The sequence below is a fragment of the Cellulomonas chitinilytica genome (assembly GCF_016862675.1).
Classification (GTDB): Bacteria; Actinomycetota; Actinomycetes; order Actinomycetales; family Cellulomonadaceae; genus Cellulomonas; species Cellulomonas chitinilytica.
Map to the genome: position 1 here is coordinate 177,729 of NZ_BONK01000005.1, position 18,117 is coordinate 195,845.

General features: G+C 74.1%; 17 protein-coding genes. 8 read left to right on the forward strand and 9 right to left on the reverse strand.

Going from position 1 to position 18,117, the window contains the following annotated elements:
* Positions 1–66: 66 nt before the first annotated feature.
* A complete protein-coding gene (locus tag Cch01nite_RS09110) occupies positions 67–1,290 on the forward strand; it encodes a type III PLP-dependent enzyme domain-containing protein (protein WP_203751663.1) in 1,224 nt (407 codons plus the stop codon).
* 13 nt (positions 1,291–1,303) lie between these two features.
* Positions 1,304–1,669 (forward strand): nitroreductase family deazaflavin-dependent oxidoreductase, encoded by a 366-nt coding sequence (locus tag Cch01nite_RS09115; RefSeq protein ID WP_203751673.1) that lies wholly within the window; start codon positions 1,304–1,306, stop codon positions 1,667–1,669.
* Positions 1,670–1,681: 12 nt separating this feature from the next.
* Here Cch01nite_RS09115 and Cch01nite_RS09120 read toward each other — a convergent pair whose 3' ends face one another.
* From Cch01nite_RS09120 to Cch01nite_RS09135, 4 genes are all read right to left on the reverse strand, one after another.
* Positions 1,682–2,065: a VOC family protein gene (locus tag Cch01nite_RS09120; RefSeq protein ID WP_203751675.1), complete on the reverse strand. Its 384-nt coding sequence runs from the start codon at positions 2,063–2,065 to the stop codon at positions 1,682–1,684.
* A gap of 23 nt (positions 2,066–2,088) precedes the next feature.
* Positions 2,089–2,637, reverse strand: a complete 549-nt coding sequence (locus tag Cch01nite_RS09125) for a DUF1269 domain-containing protein (RefSeq protein ID WP_203751677.1) — start codon at positions 2,635–2,637, stop codon at positions 2,089–2,091.
* Positions 2,638–2,740: 103 nt separating this feature from the next.
* Positions 2,741–3,139, reverse strand: a complete 399-nt coding sequence (locus Cch01nite_RS09130; protein ID WP_203751679.1) for a DUF7144 family membrane protein — start codon at positions 3,137–3,139, stop codon at positions 2,741–2,743.
* A gap of 132 nt (positions 3,140–3,271) precedes the next feature.
* Positions 3,272–4,699, reverse strand: coding sequence for an XRE family transcriptional regulator (locus Cch01nite_RS09135; RefSeq protein ID WP_239070206.1), 1,428 nt, complete (start codon positions 4,697–4,699; stop codon positions 3,272–3,274).
* A gap of 202 nt (positions 4,700–4,901) precedes the next feature.
* Here Cch01nite_RS09135 and ppdK point away from each other — a divergent pair, with 202 nt between their 5' ends.
* Complete coding sequence (ppdK, locus tag Cch01nite_RS09140; RefSeq protein WP_203751683.1) at positions 4,902–7,598, forward strand: pyruvate, phosphate dikinase; 2,697 nt, start codon at positions 4,902–4,904, stop codon at positions 7,596–7,598.
* Between the two features lie 11 nt (positions 7,599–7,609).
* Here the strand turns inward: ppdK and Cch01nite_RS09145 are convergent, their stop codons facing one another.
* Both Cch01nite_RS09145 and Cch01nite_RS09150 read right to left on the reverse strand, forming a co-directional pair.
* The gene (locus Cch01nite_RS09145; RefSeq protein ID WP_203751685.1) at positions 7,610–8,047 is read right to left on the reverse strand and encodes a rhodanese-like domain-containing protein; all 438 of its coding nucleotides are present in this window, start codon (positions 8,045–8,047) and stop codon (positions 7,610–7,612) included.
* Positions 8,044–8,547 (reverse strand): cupin domain-containing protein, encoded by a 504-nt coding sequence (locus Cch01nite_RS09150; protein WP_203751688.1) that lies wholly within the window; start codon positions 8,545–8,547, stop codon positions 8,044–8,046. The genes Cch01nite_RS09145 and Cch01nite_RS09150 overlap by 4 nt, the downstream gene beginning before the upstream one ends.
* Before the next feature lie 515 nt (positions 8,548–9,062).
* On the opposite strand from Cch01nite_RS09150, the gene Cch01nite_RS09155 reads away from it, so the two are divergent.
* Both Cch01nite_RS09155 and Cch01nite_RS09160 read left to right on the forward strand, forming a co-directional pair.
* A complete protein-coding gene (locus tag Cch01nite_RS09155) occupies positions 9,063–9,470 on the forward strand; it encodes a hypothetical protein (RefSeq protein ID WP_203751690.1) in 408 nt (135 codons plus the stop codon).
* Between the two features lie 426 nt (positions 9,471–9,896).
* Complete coding sequence (locus Cch01nite_RS09160) at positions 9,897–10,172, forward strand: hypothetical protein (RefSeq protein ID WP_203751693.1); 276 nt, start codon at positions 9,897–9,899, stop codon at positions 10,170–10,172.
* Positions 10,173–10,190: 18 nt separating this feature from the next.
* Here the strand turns inward: Cch01nite_RS09160 and Cch01nite_RS09165 are convergent, their stop codons facing one another.
* The gene (locus Cch01nite_RS09165) at positions 10,191–10,592 is read right to left on the reverse strand and encodes a four-helix bundle copper-binding protein (RefSeq protein WP_239070158.1); all 402 of its coding nucleotides are present in this window, start codon (positions 10,590–10,592) and stop codon (positions 10,191–10,193) included.
* 163 nt (positions 10,593–10,755) lie between these two features.
* Positions 10,756–12,660, reverse strand: coding sequence for a phosphoenolpyruvate carboxykinase (GTP) (locus Cch01nite_RS09170; protein WP_203751696.1), 1,905 nt, complete (start codon positions 12,658–12,660; stop codon positions 10,756–10,758).
* Positions 12,661–12,790: 130 nt separating this feature from the next.
* On the opposite strand from Cch01nite_RS09170, the gene Cch01nite_RS09175 reads away from it, so the two are divergent.
* Positions 12,791–14,278 carry a helix-turn-helix domain-containing protein gene (locus tag Cch01nite_RS09175; protein WP_203752180.1) on the forward strand — a complete coding sequence of 496 codons (1,488 nt, stop codon included), beginning with the start codon at positions 12,791–12,793 and terminating at the stop codon, positions 14,276–14,278.
* A 112-nt stretch (positions 14,279–14,390) separates the two neighbouring features.
* Positions 14,391–15,767 carry a hypothetical protein gene (locus Cch01nite_RS09180; RefSeq protein ID WP_203751699.1) on the forward strand — a complete coding sequence of 459 codons (1,377 nt, stop codon included), beginning with the start codon at positions 14,391–14,393 and terminating at the stop codon, positions 15,765–15,767.
* 4 nt (positions 15,768–15,771) lie between these two features.
* Here the strand turns inward: Cch01nite_RS09180 and Cch01nite_RS09185 are convergent, their stop codons facing one another.
* Positions 15,772–16,848, reverse strand: coding sequence for a DNA polymerase IV (locus tag Cch01nite_RS09185; RefSeq protein WP_203751701.1), 1,077 nt, complete (start codon positions 16,846–16,848; stop codon positions 15,772–15,774).
* 66 nt (positions 16,849–16,914) lie between these two features.
* Between Cch01nite_RS09185 and Cch01nite_RS09190 the strand changes: the two genes are divergently transcribed.
* On the forward strand, positions 16,915–18,102 hold the full coding sequence (locus Cch01nite_RS09190; RefSeq protein ID WP_203751705.1) for an MFS transporter: 1,188 nt from the start codon (positions 16,915–16,917) through the stop codon (positions 18,100–18,102).
* The last annotated feature ends 15 nt before the right edge of the window (positions 18,103–18,117 follow it).

The following is an 18,117-nucleotide window of genomic DNA, read 5'->3' on the forward strand; positions in this document are numbered from 1 at the left end:
CCACCGCACGGGCAGGGCCTCGCACGCGTGTGGACAGGGCGGCTGCGGGTCCAGCACGCTGGGACGGTGCCGCCGACGGGGGCCGAGGGGGAGCGACGGGCAGCGGTGCTGCCCGCGGACGCGCACGAGACGACGCACCCGTCCCGCCCGCTCCCGGTGGACGTGGTCCCGCATCTCGACCCGGCCGCCACGCCGCTGCGGGTGTACCTGCCGTCCGTGGGTCGAGCGCACGTCGCACGGGTCGGCCGTGCCGTGAGCGGCGCGGCGGTCGACGGTGTCCGGGTCCGGGCGGCATACAGCATCAAGACGAACCCCGACCCGCGCCTCCTCGCGGCCGTGCGGGACGACGGGTTCCACGTCGAGGCCATCAGCCAGTCCGAGGTCGAGCACGCGGTCGCAGCCGGGTTCGCGCCGCACCGGATCGTCCTGAACGGACCCGCGAAGTGGTGGCCCGCTCCCGTCACCCCGGGGCCGTTCGGCGCCGTGTTCTGCGACTCGGTCGAGGAGCTGCGCGAGACGGCGGACCGCCCGCACGGCGGTGCGCCGGTCGCCGGGGTCGTCGGTGTGCGCGTCCGCCCGCCCGGCGTCACGTCGCGCTTCGGCGTGGAGCTGCACGACCCGTCCGTCCTCGACGCCGTCGTCGGGTCCCTGTCGCGGCTGCGCCCGGACGTCCGGCTCGGCCTGCACGTGCACGTCCCGCCCCGCGACGTCGGGGCGCCACGGTGGTGGGAGCTCGTCGACGGGGTGGTGCGCGCAGCCGCCGAGCTGGAGTCACGGTCGGGCCGCGCCGTGCGGTGCCTGGACCTCGGCGGCGGCTGGGAGCCGGCCGACCTGCTCGACGGCATGCTGCCGCGCCTGCGCCGGACGCTCGGCGGGGTGCGCCGGCGGCTGGAGCGGCTCGACGAGGTCCTGCTCGAGCCCGGGCGGGCGGTGGCGCAGCCGCTCGTCGCGCTCGTGACCCGGGTGCTCGCCGTGCGCAGCGCGGCGGCGTGGACCGACGTCGTGGTGGACGCCTCCATCGCCGACGTCCCGGAGATCGGACGGACCGCGCACGACTGGTGGCTCGCGCGTCCGGGACACCGCGTGCCGGTCCTCGCCGGGGGCGGCGGCCGCGTGCTCGGCCGCACGTGCATGGAGACCGACGTCCTGCACGACCGGCTCAGGGTGCCGGACGGCACGCGCGCCGGCGACGTGCTCGTCATCACCGACGTCGGCGCGTACGACACCAGCAAGAGCTACCGGTTCGGCCGCGGTGACGCCCGGCGACCGGTGGACGTCACCGAGGTTTGACGAGGAGACCCCCATGGACCGGTCCGTCGCCGACGCGCTGCACCGCAGCCAGGTCATCGACCTGACCACCACCGGCCGCCGCACGGGCGAGCCGCGCCGGGTCGAGATCTTCCTGCACGAGCTCGACGGGCAGCTGTTCATCTCCGGCATGCCGAGCCCGCGCAAGCGCGCCTGGCTGCGCAACGTCGAGGCGGACCCGCACGTCGTCGTGCACCTCAAGGGCGGCGTGCAGGCCGACGTGGCGGCGCTGGCCAGGGCCGTGGACGACCCGCAGGAACGGCGTCCGCTCATCGAGGCGGCGGCCGCGCGGTGGGGCCGGACCGACGTCGACCTCATGATGGAGCAGAGCCCGCTCATCGTGCTCGCACCGGCGGGTTGAGCGGGCGTCGCGTCAGGGCCAGACGTGCGCGGCGCCGGCGAACTCGTCGGGGTCGCTGTGCACCGGGATGACGCAGACGAGGTGCCCGCCAGGCACGCGCAGCGTGCGGCACTCGAGCCAGCCGCCGACCTCGACCGCACCGAGCGCGAGGAGACGGTCCGTCTCGGCGGCGACGTCGTCGGACTCGATGTCCAGGTGGTAGCGCGGGGCGTCGTCGACCGCCTGCACGGACGTGACGAGCCCGGGGACCGCGCGCGGCAGCGACGTGAACTGCTCCTCGCCGGGGACCGGTCGCGCCTCCCCGCCGAGGGCGGCTGCCCAGAAGGCGGCCGCCCTCGCGGCCTCGTCGACCGGCACGTCGATCAGCAGGGTCGAGACCCGGCTCCGGTGCGTCACGGCTCCGTCCTGTGCCCCGGTCGCTAGCTCTCCGTGGCCGCCACCTCGTCGGCCGCGGCTTTGAGCTCGGCGGCCTCGGCCTTGTCGACGGCCTTCTCGACGATGCCCTCGGCCTTGTCGAGCGCCTTGCGGAGCTCGACGACGGCGGGGTCCGAGACGAGCACGAGGATCCCCGAGTGGCCCGGTGCGACGGCGTCCTTGAGATCGTCCTCGAGCCCCTTGCGGTTGCGGATCTCGAGGCCCTTGCCGGTCGCGGCCCCGACGGCCCCCAGGGCGACGGCGCTGCCGAGGATCGACGGCGGGAAGATCAGGCCGAGGGCGACGCCGCCGACGACGCCCCACGTCAGGCCGCGGCGCGTGCTGTGGTCGGTCGCGGTGAGGACCTCGACCTTGCCGCCGACCTCGCGCTTCACGACGAGCGCGCCCTCGACCTTGACGGTCGAGCCGTCCTCGGCTTCCTTGATCGCCTCGTAGGCCTCCCAGGCGACCTCGGTGTCGGCGAAGTCGGCGATGAGCAGGGTGTACGCGCCGTCGCTGACCGCGGCGGCCTCGATGATGACGTCGTCCGACATGGTGTGCTCCTCCGAGTGGTGTGTGTGCTCGACGCTAGGTCGGGGGCGGCGCGGGCCGCCTCCCTCGGTGCGGGTGAGGTCGGGGGTGAGGTCAGGGGTGAGGTCAGACCTGCGCGACGATGTCGCGGCCGTGCACGGTGAGCGCCCAGATGACGAACACGTCGAGCGCGATGATGACGAGCGCCCAGACGGGGTAGTACGGCAGCCAGACGAAGTTCGCGACGACGCTCACCACGGCGAGGACGACGCCGACGGTCCGCGCCCACACGGCACCGCTGAACAGGAAGAACCCGGCGACCGCGACGAGGATGCCGAGCAGCAGGTGCACCCAGCCCCAGGTCGTGACGTCGAACGAGAAGATCCAGTCCTCCCGGACCACGTAGAACGTGTCGTTGAACAGGGCGACGAGGCCCTGCATCGCGTGCAGGAAGCCGATCATGATCATCAGGGTCGCGGCGAAGACGGTGACACCCACCGCCAGGCCGCTGCGGTTCTCGCTCATGGTCGTTCCTCTCGTCGGCGGACCACGGGACGGGTCGTCCCGATCCTGGGACGCGCGGGGGCTGTGCGGATCACCCGCCCCGGGTGGTCCGTCGCGCGCGTGACCAGCGCGGGGACGACGCCGGGGCGCCTGTCAGTCCGCCGCGCGGTCGCCCGCGTGGCGTTCGAGGAACGCGTACACCTCCGCGTCGTCGACCCCGGGGAAGTGGCCGGTCGGCAGCGGGGACAGGATGTGCGCGTGCACCGCGGCACTGGGCCACGCGTGCGGCGCCCACCGGGCGGCGAGCGCGGTGTCGGGCTGTCGGCAGCACGACGGGTCGGGGCACCGGGAGGCGCGTCGCGTCGGCGTGTCGCGGCCGCGGAACCACTTGGCGGAGGCGAACGGGACGCCGACGGTGATGGAGAAGCCACCGGCGGACGTCGATCCGGTCTGCGTGGTGCACCAGTACGTGCCGGTGGGCGTGTCCGTGTACTGGTAGTACTCCGTGGTGCGGTTGCGCCGCGTGAACGCCGCGCGTGCAGCCCACTGGCGGCACACGATCTGGCCCTCGATCGCACCGGTGCCGTCGGTCGGGAACGGGACGCCGTCGTTCGCGTAGCCCTTGAACAGGGTCCCGTCGTCACCGGCCCGCAGGAAGTGCAGGCGGATGTCGAGGTGCTCGGTGAGCAGGTTCGTCAGCCGGTGGGCGGCGGCCCCGTGCGTCACGCCGAACGCGTCGCGGAAGTCCTCGACGGCGAGCTCCTTGCGACGCTTCGCGGCGTCGAGGTGCGCGACGGCGGCGGTGCGCGGCATCAGGCACGCCGCCGCGAAGTAGGTGATCTCGACGCGCTGGCGCAGGAAGTCGGCGTAGCTGCGGGGCGTCGAGTGCGCCAGCACCCGGTGCGCGATGGCCTGCAGCGCGAGGGACCGCAGGCCGTGGCCGCCGGGGATCGACGCCGCCGGCAGGTAGATGCGCCCGTTGGCCAGGTCGGTGACCGTGCGGGTGGAGTGCGGGAGGTCGTCGACGTGCAGGAGCGAGAAGCCCAGGTCGGCGGCCATCTGCGCGACGGCGCTGTGCGTGAGCGCGCCGGACGTGTAGCCGCCGCGGCGCACGAGGTCCTCCGCGGCGTCCTCGATCTCGGGCAGGTGGTTGTTGCGCTCCCGCATCCACAGGCGCAGGGCCGTCGTCGCCCGCCGCGCCTCCTCGGGGGTGGCGATGGCCGCGTCCTCGCGGCGGGCGAGCTCGTGGTGCAGGCCGACGAGCGCCTCGAGCGCCTCGGTCGGCAGGTGCTTCGACGAGCGGACGGCCGGCAGCCCGAGCGCGGCGTACGTCGCGGTCTGCTGCGCACGCTCGAGCTCGACCTCCAGCTCGGCCCGTCGCGTCGGGGGAGCCGGGTCGAGGAGCTCGTTCGTGGTGGTGCCGAGTGCGGTCGCGAGGGCCTGCAGGAGGCTGAGGCGCGGCTCGCGACGGCCGTTCTCGACGAGCGAGAGCTGGCTGGCCGTCGAGCCGACCTGTCGCCCGAGCTCGTCGAGCGTGAGGCCGTGCGCGTTCCGTGCGTGCCGCAGGCGCCGTCCGAGCATGAGGAGCTGGCCCCCGGCGGGCGCCTCGCCGCGGGTGCTCGTCGGGATGTCGATGACCGGCCGCTCCGAGCTCGTCATCCGTTGACAGTAGGACAAGATCCACGATTGTTGACAGATCGGCCTCGTTGAACCGTGCGAGCACGGCCCCGCACGCTGGAACGGGGCGGAATTCTCCCGTCCTTCGTCCACGACGGGAGTCCTCATGAGCACGTACGTGTCCCGGTTCTGCGACGGTGACAAGGACCAGAAGGACCTGCTGGGTGGCAAGGGCGCCAACCTCGCCGAGATGACCAACCTCGACCTGCCCGTGCCCCCCGGCTTCACCATCACGACCCAGGCGTGCCGTGCGTACATGCGGGACGGGCACGTACCGCCCGAGCTGCGGGTCGAGGTGACCCTCGCGGTGCGGGAGATCGAGGACGCGCTCGGACGGCGGCTCGGGGACTTCCACGAGCCGTTGCTGGTGTCGGTGCGCTCCGGCGCCAAGTTCTCCATGCCCGGGATGATGGAGACCGTCCTCAACATCGGGCTCAACGACGCCTCGGTGAAGGGGCTCACGGAGTTCTCGGGCGACGAGCGGTTCGCCTGGGACTCGTACCGCCGGCTCATCCAGATGTTCGGCAAGACCGTGCTCGGCATCGACGGCGACCTGTTCGCCGAAGCCCTCGACGAGCGCAAGACGGCCGTCGGCGCACGGTCGGACGTCGACCTGACCGCGCAGGACCTGCGCATCCTCGTGCACACGTTCAAGGAGATCGTGGTCGAGCAGACCGGCCGCGAGTTCCCGCAGCACCCGCGCGAGCAGCTCGACATGGCGATCGAGGCCGTCCTCGACTCGTGGAACACCGACCGGGCGCGGCTGTACCGCCGCCGCGAGCGGATCCCGCACGACCTCGGCACAGCGGTGAACGTGGTGAGCATGGTGTTCGGCAACCTCGGCGAGACGTCCGGCACGGGCGTGTGCTTCACGCGCGACCCGGCGACGGGGGAGTCCGGGGTGTACGGCGACTACCTGCCGAACGCCCAGGGCGAGGACGTGGTCGCAGGCATCCGGAACACGCTGCCGCTGTCCGAGCTCGAGCTGCTCGACCCCGTGTCGTACGACGCGCTGCGCCAGGCCATGCGGCGCCTCGAGACGCACTACCGCGACCTGTGCGACATCGAGTTCACGATCGAGAACGGCAAGCTCTGGCTCCTGCAGACGCGGGTCGGCAAGCGCACCGCGGCCGCCGCGTTCCGCATCGCGACCGCGCTCGTCGACGAGAGCCTCCTCACGATGGACGAGGCGATCACCCGCTGCTCGGGCGACCGGCTGAGCCAGCTGCTGTTCCCGCGGTTCGACCCGGCCGCGGCCAAGCAGCTGCTGACCCGCGCCATGCCGGCGTCGCCGGGGGCGGCCGTCGGCGAGATCGTGCTCGACAACGCGCAGGCGCTCGAGCGCACGGCTGCGGGGGCCCGCGTGGTCCTCGTGCGGCGCGAGACGAACCCGGACGACCTGCAGGGCATGATCGTCGCCGACGGCGTGCTCACCGCCCGGGGCGGCAAGACGTCGCACGCCGCGGTCGTCGCCCGCGGGATGGGCACGTGCGCCGTGGTCGGCGCCGAGGAGCTCGACGTGGACGTGGCCCGCGGCGAGGTCCGGGTCCGCGGGCAGGTGCTGAGGGCCGGCGACACGATCGCCATCGACGGGGCGACGGGCGAGGTGTTCCGCGGCGAGGTCCCGGTCGTGGACTCCCCGGTCATGGTCTACGTCGCGGACGGGCTCGACGCCGGTCTGGCGGCGGCGACCGACGACGAGGCCCGGGCGCTCGTGACGTCGGTGGACCGGGTGCTGCGGCACGCCGACGCGGTCCGGCGCATGCAGGTGCGGACCAACGCCGACACCGCCGAGGACGCCCGCCGCGCACGCGACCGGGGCGCCCAGGGCGTCGGGCTGTGCCGGACCGAGCACCAGTTCCTCGGCGAGCGCCGCACGTACGTCGAGCGGCTCGTGCTCGCGGACGACGACGCGTCCCGGCAGGCGGCGCTCGACGCGCTGCTCCCGTTGCAGCGCGAGGACTTCGTCGCCCTGCTCGACGCCATGGACGGCCTGCCGACGACGATCCGGCTCATCGACCCGCCGTTGCACGAGTTCCTGCCCGACCGCACCGAGCTGGCCGTCCGGGTCGCGACGGCGAAGGAGCCGGACCCGCAGGACGTCGCGCTGCTGGCTGCCGTCGAGCGGATGCACGAGCAGAACCCGATGCTCGGTCTGCGCGGCGTCCGCCTCGGCCTGGTGCTGCCCGGGCTGTTCGCCGTCCAGGTCCGCGCCGTCGCGGAGGCCACCGTGCAGCTGCGCGCCGCCGGGCGGGATCCGCGGCCGGAGATCATGGTGCCGCTCGTCGGGTCGGTCCGGGAGCTCCAGCTCGTCCGCGAGGAGGCCGAACGGGTCCTCGCGGAGGTCGGCGCGGAGTCGGGCACGACGCTGGAGCTGCCGATCGGCTGCATGATCGAGCTGCCCCGGGCGGCGCTGACGGCGCACCGCATCGCCGAGGAGGCCGACTTCTTCTCCTTCGGCACCAACGACCTCACGCAGACCACGTGGGGCTTCTCACGGGACGACGTCGAGCGGGCGTTCTTCGCCGACTACCTCCAGAACGGGGTCCTCACCATCTCCCCGTTCGACACGCTCGACGCCGACGGCGTCGGTGCGCTGGTCCGGGCCGGTGCCGCGGGTGGCCGGGCGACCAAGCCGGGCCTGCACCTTGGGGTGTGCGGCGAGCACGGCGGCGACCCCGAGTCGATCCACTTCTTCGACCAGGTCGGGCTCGACTACGTGTCGTGCTCGCCGTTCCGGGTGCCGATCGCACGGCTCGAGGCGGGCCGTGCTGCGGTGATGGAGACCTGGGCTGCCGCCTGACGTGGGGCGGCCTACTCGTCGGCGCCGCCGTGCAGGGTTGCGCCGACGAGGACCGCGCCACCGGCGGTGACCGGCAGACCGGCAGTCGCCCACGCGTGGTACCCGCCCACGACGTCCGTGGCGCGGTGCAGGCCGAGGTCGGCCAGGGACGCCGCCGCGAGGCTCGACGTGTACCCCTCGGAGCACAGCACGACGACCTGCAGGTCGTAGCCCGTCGCCGCCGGGATCCGGTGGGCGCTGGCCGGGTCGAGCCGCCACTCGAGCACGTTCCGCTCGATGACCACCGCGTCCGGCACCTCACCCTCGACGGCCCGCTGCGCCGCCGGCCGGATGTCGACGAGCAGCGCGCCGTCCTGCACCGCCGCCCAGGCCTCGCGGGGCGGGAGCCGGCGCAGGCGCGACCGAGCCTCGGCCAGGACGTCGTCGATGGTTCGCCGGACGGCCGTCACGACTCGGTCTCCGGCTCGTCGGTCTCGACGGTGCGGGTGGGCACGAGCCGGCCGTCGTCACCGGCGCCCCAGTACGTCATGCGGGTCAGCCGGGGCGAGTAGGCGTGGATGCTCACCGCGGGCTCGGTGCCGGTGTTGACGACGTCGTGCAGGTCGCCCGGGTCGACGGTCTGGGTGAGGCCCGTGGCGAAGTCCTGCGGCACCGGGCGTCCGCGGTCGTCCGGGCGGTTCTCGGTCAGCGTGCCGGCGGCGATCGTGAACGCGGCGGCCGAGGCGCCGTGGTCGTGCAGCTCCGTGCCGTGCGTCGGGAGCCACGTGATGAGCCAGACGTCGACACCGGGCGGGCCGTCGAGACGCGTCCACCACCGGCCGCTCTCCTGGAACCGGACGAGCGGACGCCACAGGTCGGGACGGTCGGCGAGCGAGCGGGTCAGCTCACTCAGCTCGTCGACCCCGAGGGTGGGGTGCGTGTCGGGTCGGTGGGACAGGTCGACGGTCATGGGGGTGCCTCTCGGAGTCTGCGGGTCTGCGTCTGCGGTCGGCCGCGCGGCGCCGGGGGCGGCCGGGGACCGACGTGCCTGCTCCCGGCGTCGGACCGGGGCGGGCGTCAGTGCTGCTGACAGCAGGCGCGACAGCGGCGCGGGCCGGCCGGCACCGGCGGGGCGCCCGCGGGGAGCCCGGACATGCGGACGACGGTCATCGGTGCTCCCTCCGTGCTCGGCGGCGGCGGCGTCGCGGTGGCTCGCGCGCCGGGGTGGCACACGGGAGCACGCGAGCTCGCCGCGGTCAACGGTCATGCGCCGGAGTCTTGGATCGTGGACGCCTGCGCCAGCGGCACGGACGGCCGCTCGAGCCCCGTCGGGCGGGTGCCGTGGGATGCCTTGACAGGCTTCGCCGGGCGTCCACAGAATGCACGCGGAGCGCTCTGAGAGCGCTCTCACCCTCGAGCCACGTGGGGATCTCTTCGGCAGTCGAACGATCCGAGAGTCCGAGCTACGACATCTGGGGGAGTCCCATGCGCCACCTCTCGACCGCCGTCCGCCGCGCTGCCGGGTGCCTCGCGGCACTCGCCGCCGTCGTCGCCCTCGCCGCACCGCCGGCGAGCGCGTCCTCCGACCGCGACATCGCCATCCGCGGCCTCGCCCAGTGCGACGCCGTCGCGGGGCAGTGGGTCGTCACGTGGGAGGTCACCAACCACGCGGACGTCACCGGCACGATCGGCAACGTCCGCGCCTACCCCGCGAGCCGCCCGCTCGTGGGCCTGCCGAGCCGGATCCAGCCGGGCGAGACCGTCCGCGGTGAGCAGCGGCTGCTCGCGAGCGAGTACAGCGGCGAGATCCTCTTCGACGTGAACTGGGACGACGGCCCGGTCACGTACGACCATCACTGGCCGATCTACATCTACCTGTACTGCGGGGGCTGAGCGGAGCGGCGTCCGTCGCTGTGCCTCCTGCCGACGAGCCCCGGTTCCCGTGCCCTCGCGGGTCGGGGCGGGGCTCGTCGGTCCGTCCGGGCAGAGCCGTCTCGACAGGTGGTCGGCGTTGACACCATGTGGACCCCTGTGGACACTCGTTGCATGCCCATCGCCCGGCCTGTGCCTCAGGTCCCGCTCCACGCGGGACGCGTCGACGCCATGTCGACGCGCCGGTGTCTGTGTCGAATGTGTCGCTGACGACCTCGTCGTCCCGGTCCGCGCAGCTCTGACGAGCCCCCGCAGGCGTTCCGCCTGGCTGGTGGGTGCGGACCAGTCCCGCCGCCTCGCGGCGCAGCCCGACACCGTCGTTCTCGCCCGTCAGGGCGCGACGGTGCGGAGCCGACACCGATCACAGACAGAGCCCCTGGAGCTGACGTGGCCCACCACGCCCGTACCGACGTCCTTCCCATCCAGACGATCGTCGCCAACGCCTCGCCGGGTGCGTGGCGTGACGGTCTCGTCACCGCGCGCGATCAGGACGCACTGACCGTCCTGCTCCTCGACGGCGGCGCCCTCGTCCTCTCGACGAGCGCGGCCCCGGAGCTCGGCGAGCCGGTCGCCGTGCACCCCGTCGCGGAGGTGATCGCGGTCGGGAGCGCGTGGTACTCGGCCCGCGCGCTCGCCGACCACGACGGAGCACCCCGCTCCTAGGCGGCTCCTCGGCGGGCCTCAGGCCGGCATCGAGCTCATGCACGCCGCGCACGCCGCGACCATCGCGCGGCAGGCCGACGCGCAGATCCGGCAGTGCTCCGACATGTCGGCGTGCATGTCGCACTCGGCCGCGCACGCCTCACCCATCGCCATGCAGGCCGTCATCATCGAGCGCATGACGCCCATGTCGTAACCGCTCGGGCGCATCATCATGCGCATCATCGCGGTGGCGACGTCGGCGCAGTTCATGCACATCGACGCGCAGCGCCCCATGCTCTCCCCGGCGTCGGCGTCGGCGCACATCGTGGCCGCCATCGACGCCGCGGAACACGCCTCCACGCACTGCTGCATCATCGTCATGTCCATGCCCGTGGTCTCCGGCATGGTCATCGATCCCATCATGTCCGCCATCATGCTCATCGCTGCTTGCCACCCCTCGTCGCGCGTGCAGTGCCCTGGCCCGATCGACGCTACGCCGGGTGCCCGGCGGGTCGCCATGGAGGAAACGGACTCGTAACGAGGGGCCGCCGGCGACCCGGCGCGCGAGCGGACGTCCCGCAGCGCCGGCCGCCGACGCCCGGGGTCAGCGGGTGCGGCCGAGCGCGGCGCGCATCCGTGCCAGCCGGTCGCGCAGCTCGGGCGGCACGCGGTCGCCGAAGGTCGCGAAGAACTCCTCGGTGAGGTCGGCCTCGAGCGACCAGGCGTCGGTGTCGACGTGGAACAGCCGGGCGAGGTCCTCGTCGCTGACGTCGAGCCCGCGGGTGTCGAGCGCGCCGGGTGCGGGCAGCAGCCCGACGGGGCTGGTGACGGCGCCGACGTCGGTGCGCAGCCCGCGGGTGCGGTCGACCTGCTCGACGATCCAGGCGAGGACGCGCGAGTTCTCCCCGAACCCGGGCCACAGGAAGCGGCCGTCGTCGTCCTTGCGGAACCAGTTGACCTGGAACACGAGCGGCCGCCGGTCGGCGTCGAGCGCCTCCCCGACGCGGAGCCAGTGGGCCCAGTGGTCGGCCATGTCGTACCCGCAGAACGGCAGCATCGCGAACGGGTCGCGGCGCAGCTCCCCGACGAGGCCCTCGGCGGCGGCGGTCCGTTCGGAGGAGATGGTCGCGCCCATGAACACGCCGTGCGCCCAGCTCTCCGCCTGGGTCACGAGCGGGACGTTCGTCGCGCGGCGGCCGCCGAACACGATCGCGTCGAGCACGACGCCCTCCGGGTCGTCCCAGCCGTCCGCGATCGTCGGGCACTGCGCGGCGGCGACCGTGAACCGGGAGTTCGGGTGCGCGGCGGGCCGTCCGGCGGCGCCGTCGGCGGGGGTCCAGTCGCGCCCGGTCCAGTCGACGAGGTGGGGCGGTGCGTCGGGGGTCAGGCCTTCCCACCAGACGTCGCCCTCGGGGGTGAGCGCGACGTTCGTGAAGATCGTGTCGTGCCGGAGGGTCTCGACGGCGGCGGGGTTGGTGGTCTCGCCCGTGCCCGGCGCGACGCCGAAGAAGCCGGCCTCGGGGTTGATGGCCCGCAGCGACCCGTCGGGTCCGGGGCGGAGCCAGGCGATGTCGTCGCCGATCGTCTCGACGTGCCAGCCCGGGAGCGTCGGGACGAGCATGGCGAGGTTCGTCTTGCCGCACGCCGACGGGAACGCTGCGGCGACGTGGTACCTGCGCCCCTGCGGCGAGGTGAGGCGGACGAGCAGCATGTGCTCCGCGAGCCACCCCTCGTCGCGGCCCATCACGGAGGCGATGCGCAGTGCGAAGCACTTCTTGCCGAGCAGCGCGTTGCCGCCGTAGCCCGACCCGTAGGACCAGATCTCGCGCGTCTCGGGGAAGTGCGAGATGTACTTCGTCGGGTTGCACGGCCAGGGGACGTCGTCGTGGAGCGTGCCGTCGCGGTCGCGCAGGGGTGCGCCGACGGAGTGCACGGCGGGCACGAAGGGTGCGCCGGCGTCGACGAGGTCGAGCACGTCGCGGCTCACGCGGGTCATCACGTGCATGCTGACCACGGCGTACGGCGAGTCCGTGACCTGCACACCGACGCGCGACAGGGGTCCGCCGACCGGCCCCATCGAGAACGGCACCACGTACATCGTGCGGCCGCGCATGCTCCCCGCGAACACCGCGTCGAGCTCGGCCCGCATCGCGGCGGGCTCGCGCCAGTTGTTCGACGGGCCGGCGTCGGCCTCGTCGCGCGGGCAGACGAACGTGCGCGACTCGACGCGGGCGACGTCGTCGGGGTCCGAGCGGGCGAGGTAGCTGCCGGGGCGCAGCGTCGGGTCGAGGGGGAGCAGCGTGCCGGTCCGCACCATGTGCCCGAGCAGGGAGCGCCGCTCCGCGTCGGACCCGTCGCACCACACGACGGCGTCGGGCTGCGTGAGGTCGGCGACCGCGGCGACCCACGCGCGGACGTCGCCCGTGAGGGCGACGGACGTGACGTCGGCGAGCGTGCGGACCGCCACGCGGCTGCGGGTCGTGGTCGGGTGCGGCGCGAGCATGGTCATGTTCGGGTCTCCTCCAGCGCTCCTCGGCGTGCGCTCTCTGTACTTCCATCCCACGGCAAGCACGGCTGCCTTGCGGGACGACTCGCCCGTCAAAAATGGCCGTTCTTGCCGTAGAGTCACGTTCGTGGGGATGGACCAGCGCGACGAGACCGGCACGCAGGGCACGCCCGACGCCCTGACGCTCGGGCGCCGCGTCCGGCACCTGCGCACCGCACGCGGCCTGACGCTCGACGCCCTCGGGCGGCGCGTGGGCGTGACGCCGAGCGTGCTGTCGCTCGTCGAGAACGGCCGCCGTGAGCCGCGCCTCGCCCTGCTGCGCGGCATCGCCGAGGCGCTCGACGTGACCGTCGCGGACCTGCTCGAGGCCGAGCCGCCGTCGCGCCGCGCCGCCCTCGAGATCGCCCTGGACCGGGCGCAGCGCTCCGCCGGCTTCGACCGGCTCTCCCTGCCCACCGTCCGCCCGGGGCGGTCCCTGCCGCTGCCGATCCTCGAGCAGCTCGTCGGGCTCCACGCCGAGCTGGCCCGCCGCGACCTCGAGTCCGTCGCGACCCCCGAGGAGGCCCGTCGCGCGAACACCCAGATCCGCCTCGAGCGGCAGCAGCGCGACAACCACCTGCCCGAGATCGAACGGCTCGCCGAGTCGATGGCGCGCAAGGCCGGGTACACGTCCGGGGCGCTCACGCACCGCACCGTGACGCGGATGGCCGAGCAGCTCGGGTTCGTCATCGTCTACGTCGACGACCTGCCGAGCTCGACCCGCACCGTCACCGACCTCGCGAACGGCCGCATCTACCTGCCGCCGGCGTCCGCCCCGGGCGGCCACGGGCTGCGCTCGCTCACGCTGCAGGCGATCGCGCACCGGGTGCTCGGGCACGAGCGCCCCTCGTCGTACGACGAGTTCCTCCGCCAGCGCATGGAGATCACCTACTTCGCGTCGTGCTGCCTCATGCCCGAGTCGGCCGCCGTCGCGCACCTCGCGCAGCACAAGCGGGAGAAGGACCTCGCGATCGAGGACCTGCGGGACGCGTTCGGCGTGACGCACGAGGCGGCGGCGCAGCGGTTCACCAGCCTCGCCACCCACCACCTCGGCATCCCGGTCCACTTCGTGCGGATCGGGGGCGACGGCGCGATCTACCGGGCGTACGCGAACGACGGGCTGCCGCTGCCGACGGACGTGACCGGCGCGATCGAGGGGCAGCTCGTCTGCCGGAGCTGGGGCGTGCGGCGTGCCCTGACGCGGCGGGACCGCTCGTCCGAGTCGTACCAGTACACCGACACGCCCGCGGGCACGTTCTGGTGCTCGACGCAGACGGGCTCGGGGACCACCGGAGCGATGTCCCTCGCCGTCGGGGTGCCGTTCGCGCACGCCACGTGGTTCCGCGGCCGGGACACCACGGACCGGCACAGGTCGACCTGCCCGGACGAGGGCTGCTGCCGCCGGCCGCGCGCCGCGGCGGCCGCTCGCTGGCAGGACGCGTCGTGGCCCAGCGCCCGGATCCACCAGCAGGTGTTCTCCGCGCTGCCGACCGGGGCGTTCCCCGGCGTCGACGCGCGCGAGGTGTACGCGTTCCTCGACCGGCACGCGCCGCAGGCCGCCACCGGCGCGACCGACGAGTAGCGCCCGAGACCGTCGCCGGGAACCTTCACCCGCCCGGGCAGGTATCTAGGCGGTCCGTGCCGTCTCCTTCGCGGAAGCGATGGTCGTCGGTCCAGGACGGGCGGAGGACGCCATGACGACGATGCCGGGCCACATGCCGGCCGGTGCTCCGGGGATGCGCACGGGCAACGGCAGCACCGGGATGCGCACGGGAGGCGGCGCACCGGGGATGCGCGGGAGCGACGGGCACCCCAGGGTGCTGGACGTCCCGCCGTCGGTGAAGCGGGGCGACCCGCCGGAGCCGCCTGCGGACGTCACCGCGGGCCCGGCCCCTGACGCCATGCCCGAGGCCACGCCCGACGTCACGCCCGACGTCATGCCCGACATCACGCCGGACGCCGTCCAGGACGCGCCGCCGCCGGCTGCCGCGGCGACCGTGCCGAGCGGAGTCCCGGGCGCGGCCACGAGCGAAGCCCTGGTCGTGACTCCGCTCGCCATCGCGGGCCCGGGCCGCTCGCTGCGGGTGACCGCCGCGTACGCCGACCTGCAGCTCGTCCGGAACACCGTCCTGGAGGCCGGGACGTCGGTCACCGGCAGCGAGACGGTCCGCAGCATCTGCACGGCCGAGCTCGACGCCGCGAAGGCCGCCCTCGAGAAGTGCGACGAGAAGGGTCCGAAGCGCGGCCGTCGCGACGCCCACCTCGAGTTCGCGTGGACCGCGATCCACCGGGCACGCGCCCTGCTGCCGCTGATCGTCGACGACGACGCCCTCGACACCCAGTACCTGTACGCCGTCGAGCGCGTCGGTCGGATGCAGCCCCGCAACGCGCGGCTCCTCGCGGCGCTCGGCACCGCGCAGAGCCGCAAGGGCGCGACCCCGCAGGACGAGCGCCTGCACCGGCAGCGGCTCAGCTTCGCGCTGTCGGCCGCGTACGCGTCGGCGGACCGCGAGCACCAGCAGCTCCGGCTCCTGCGGGACCGTCTGGTCCGGGTCGCGGCCTTCACCTGGCTCGCCCTCGCGATCGTCGTGCTCGCCGGCACGCTCGTGCCGACGCTGTTCCCGCTGTGCTCGGGCGGCGACGGCGCGCAGGTCTGCCCGACCGGTCGCGGCGCACCGAGCGCGGGCGACGTCGCGACGGTCGTGTTCCTCGGCATGATCGGCGCCGGCCTGACAGCGGTGCTGGCGGTCAGCCGGGCCCGGCCGTCGGCCTCGCCGTACCGGCTGATGCCGGCGCTGAGCCTGCTGCGCATCCCGCTCGGCGGCATCGTCGCGGTCCTGGGCATCGTCGTGATGCAGAGCGAGGTCATCCCGGGCTTCCAGGGTGTGCTCGACGTGCAGCAGATCGCCGTGTACGCGATCGTCTTCGGCTTCGCGCAGGAGGCCGTGACCCGCCTGCTCGAGAACCGGGTCCGTGCCCTGCAGGACTACGCGGCGCAGGGGGTGAGCGGGAAGCAGGCGGGCTCCACGGCGGCGGCGATCGCCGCCACGCGCGTCCAGGACGAGGCGTGACGCATCAGATCCGGCCGCGCACCGGTGTCCGGTCGACCGGGTCCCCGTCCTGGGGCATCGCCATCTCCGCGCGCACGCCGAGCAGCCGGACCTCGCGGTCCTCGAGCGTCTCCGCGAGCGCCGTCACCGCCGCGACCACGGTCGCCCCGTCGCGGGTGGGCTCGGGGAGCTTGCGGCTCGTGGTCTTCGTGACGAACGGCGCGTAGCGCACCTTCAGCGCGACGCGGACCACGAGGCGTCCGTCCTGCGCCGTGTCCTCGACGACCGCACGTGCGAGCTCGGTGACGGCGTCGCGCACCTGGTCGGGGGTCGTGAGGTTCTGCTGGAACGTGGTCTCGCGGCTGTGGCCCCGGGGTATCCACGGGCTGTCGTCGACCGTCGTCGGCCCGAGCCCCTGCCCGAGCTGGTGGTACCAGAGACCCATCTTCGGCCCGAACTCCGCGACCAGGACGTCGGTCGGTGCGGCGGCGAGCTCGTGCACGGTCGTGACGCCGAGCGCGGCGAGCCGCTTCGACACCTTCGTGCCCACGCCCCACAGGTCGATCGTGGGGCGGTTCCCCATGACGTCGGACCAGTTCTCGGCCGTGAGCCGGAACATCCCGGCCGGCTTGCCGAACTCGGTGGCGATCTTCGCGCGGACCTTGTTGTCGCCGATCCCGACCGAGCAGTGCAGGAGCGTCGCGGCGAGCACGGCCTCCTGCGCGCGGCGGGCCAGCGCCTCGGGGTCGTCGGTCTCGACGCCGAGGAACGCCTCGTCCCACCCGAGCACCTCGACGACGACGCCGAGCGACCTCAGCGTCGCCATGACCCGCTCCGACGTCGCCTCGTACTCCGGGGCGTCCACGGGGAGGAACACGCCGTCGGGCAGCTTGCGTGCCGCGATCCGCAGGGGCATCCCGGAGTGCACGCCGAACGCCCGCGCCTCGTACGACGCGGTCGAGACGACGCCTCGTTCCGTGGGGTCCCCGCGGCCGCCGACGACGACGGGCCGGCCGGCGAGCTCGGGGTGGCGCAGCACCTCGACGGCAGCGACGAACTGGTCGAGGTCCACGTGGAGCACCCACGGGGTGTGCGGGCTCATCCTCGGAGTCTGCCGGTCCCGACGTGCGGCGTCACCGGTCCAGCCGGTGCTCGGTACCGTCGAGACGTGACCGCCCCGACGCCGCGTCCCGTGGCCGTGCGCGTCCTCGCCCCGCTGTACCTCGCGGGCTTCACGACGGCGTTCGGCGCGCACGGTGTCGCGGCGGCTCTCGGTGTCCGCTCGGACGACGTCGGGCTCACGCTGCTCTCGTTCGGCGCGATCCTCGCCCTGTACGACCTCGCCGAGGTGCTCCTCAAGCCGGTCTTCGGTGCCCTGAGCGACCGGGTGGGACCGAAGCCGGTGGTGGTGGCAGGCCTGCTTGCCTTCGCCCTGGTGTCGCTCGCGGGAGCCGTCCTGTCCCCGCCGGCCGTCCTGGCGCTCGCCCGGCTCGGGCAGGGCGCAGCCGCCTCCGCGTTCTCGCCGGCGTCCTCCGCGGCGGTCGCCCGTCTCGCCGGGCCGGCCGCCGTGGGCAGGTACTTCGGCAGGTACGGCGCGTGGAAGAGCCTCGGGTACGCGGCGGGTCCGCTGCTCGGTGCCGGCCTGCTCGCGCTCGGCGGGATGCGTGCCCTGTTCGTGGCGCTGAGCGTGCTCGCGGCCGGGGCCGCCCTGTGGGCCGCGGTCGCGCTCCCGACGCTCCCGGTCCTGCCTCGTCCGCGCGCGACCGTCGCCGACGTGGTGCGGCAGACGACCGACCGCACGTTCCTCGTGCCGACCGCCGTGCTCGCGGCCAGCACCGCGGCCCTCGGCGTCGCGGTCGGGTTTTTGCCGCTCGTCGCGACGCGGGTCGGGCTCGCTGCGCCGGCGGGCATGGCGGCCGTCACGGTGCTGGCACTCGCGTCGACCGTGGTGCAGCCCGTCGTCGGCCGCCTTCGGGACGCGGGTCGCGTGGACACCCGGCACGGCGCGCCCGGCGGGCTGCTGGTCGTCACCGCGGGCGTGCTGCTCGTGGCGGTGGCGCCCCACGCCGTCACCGTCTACGCCGCGGCGCTGCTCGTCGGGCTCGGGATCGGCACGGCCACGCCGCTCGCGTTCGCGCACCTCGCCGCGGCGACCCCGCCCGAGCGGATCGGCCGCACGATGGGTGCCGCCGAGGTGGGGAGGGAGCTCGGCGACGCGGGCGGACCGCTGCTGGTCGGGGCCGTCGCGGTCGCCGTCAGCCTCCCCGTCGCGCTGGGCGCGCTCGCGGCCGTGACGGCGGGCACGGCGGCGGTCGGCGCCACCGCGCTGCGGCCCGTGCCGCCGCGGTCGCCCTGACCGCTCCTCAGGAGG

Bases quoted from the DNA above. Each gene is read 5' to 3' on its own strand.
- Cch01nite_RS09150 (WP_203751688.1), bottom strand. From the start codon at position 8,547: ATGACCGTCGACCTGTCCCACCGACCCGACACGCACCCCACCCTCGGG.
- Cch01nite_RS09155 (WP_203751690.1), top strand. From the start codon at position 9,063: ATGCGCCACCTCTCGACCGCCGTCCGCCGCGCTGCCGGGTGCCTCGCG.
- Cch01nite_RS09175 (WP_203752180.1), top strand. From the start codon at position 12,791: ATGGACCAGCGCGACGAGACCGGCACGCAGGGCACGCCCGACGCCCTG.
- Cch01nite_RS09115 (WP_203751673.1), top strand. From the start codon at position 1,304: ATGGACCGGTCCGTCGCCGACGCGCTGCACCGCAGCCAGGTCATCGAC.
- Cch01nite_RS09135 (WP_239070206.1), bottom strand. From the start codon at position 4,699: ATGCTCGGACGGCGCCTGCGGCACGCACGGAACGCGCACGGCCTCACG.
- Cch01nite_RS09170 (WP_203751696.1), bottom strand. From the start codon at position 12,660: ATGACCATGCTCGCGCCGCACCCGACCACGACCCGCAGCCGCGTGGCG.
- Cch01nite_RS09185 (WP_203751701.1), bottom strand. From the start codon at position 16,848: ATGAGCCCGCACACCCCGTGGGTGCTCCACGTGGACCTCGACCAGTTC.
- ppdK (WP_203751683.1), top strand. From the start codon at position 4,902: ATGAGCACGTACGTGTCCCGGTTCTGCGACGGTGACAAGGACCAGAAG.
- Cch01nite_RS09165 (WP_239070158.1), bottom strand. From the start codon at position 10,592: ATGAGCATGATGGCGGACATGATGGGATCGATGACCATGCCGGAGACC.
- Cch01nite_RS09180 (WP_203751699.1), top strand. From the start codon at position 14,391: ATGACGACGATGCCGGGCCACATGCCGGCCGGTGCTCCGGGGATGCGC.
- Cch01nite_RS09130 (WP_203751679.1), bottom strand. From the start codon at position 3,139: ATGAGCGAGAACCGCAGCGGCCTGGCGGTGGGTGTCACCGTCTTCGCC.
- Cch01nite_RS09125 (WP_203751677.1), bottom strand. From the start codon at position 2,637: ATGTCGGACGACGTCATCATCGAGGCCGCCGCGGTCAGCGACGGCGCG.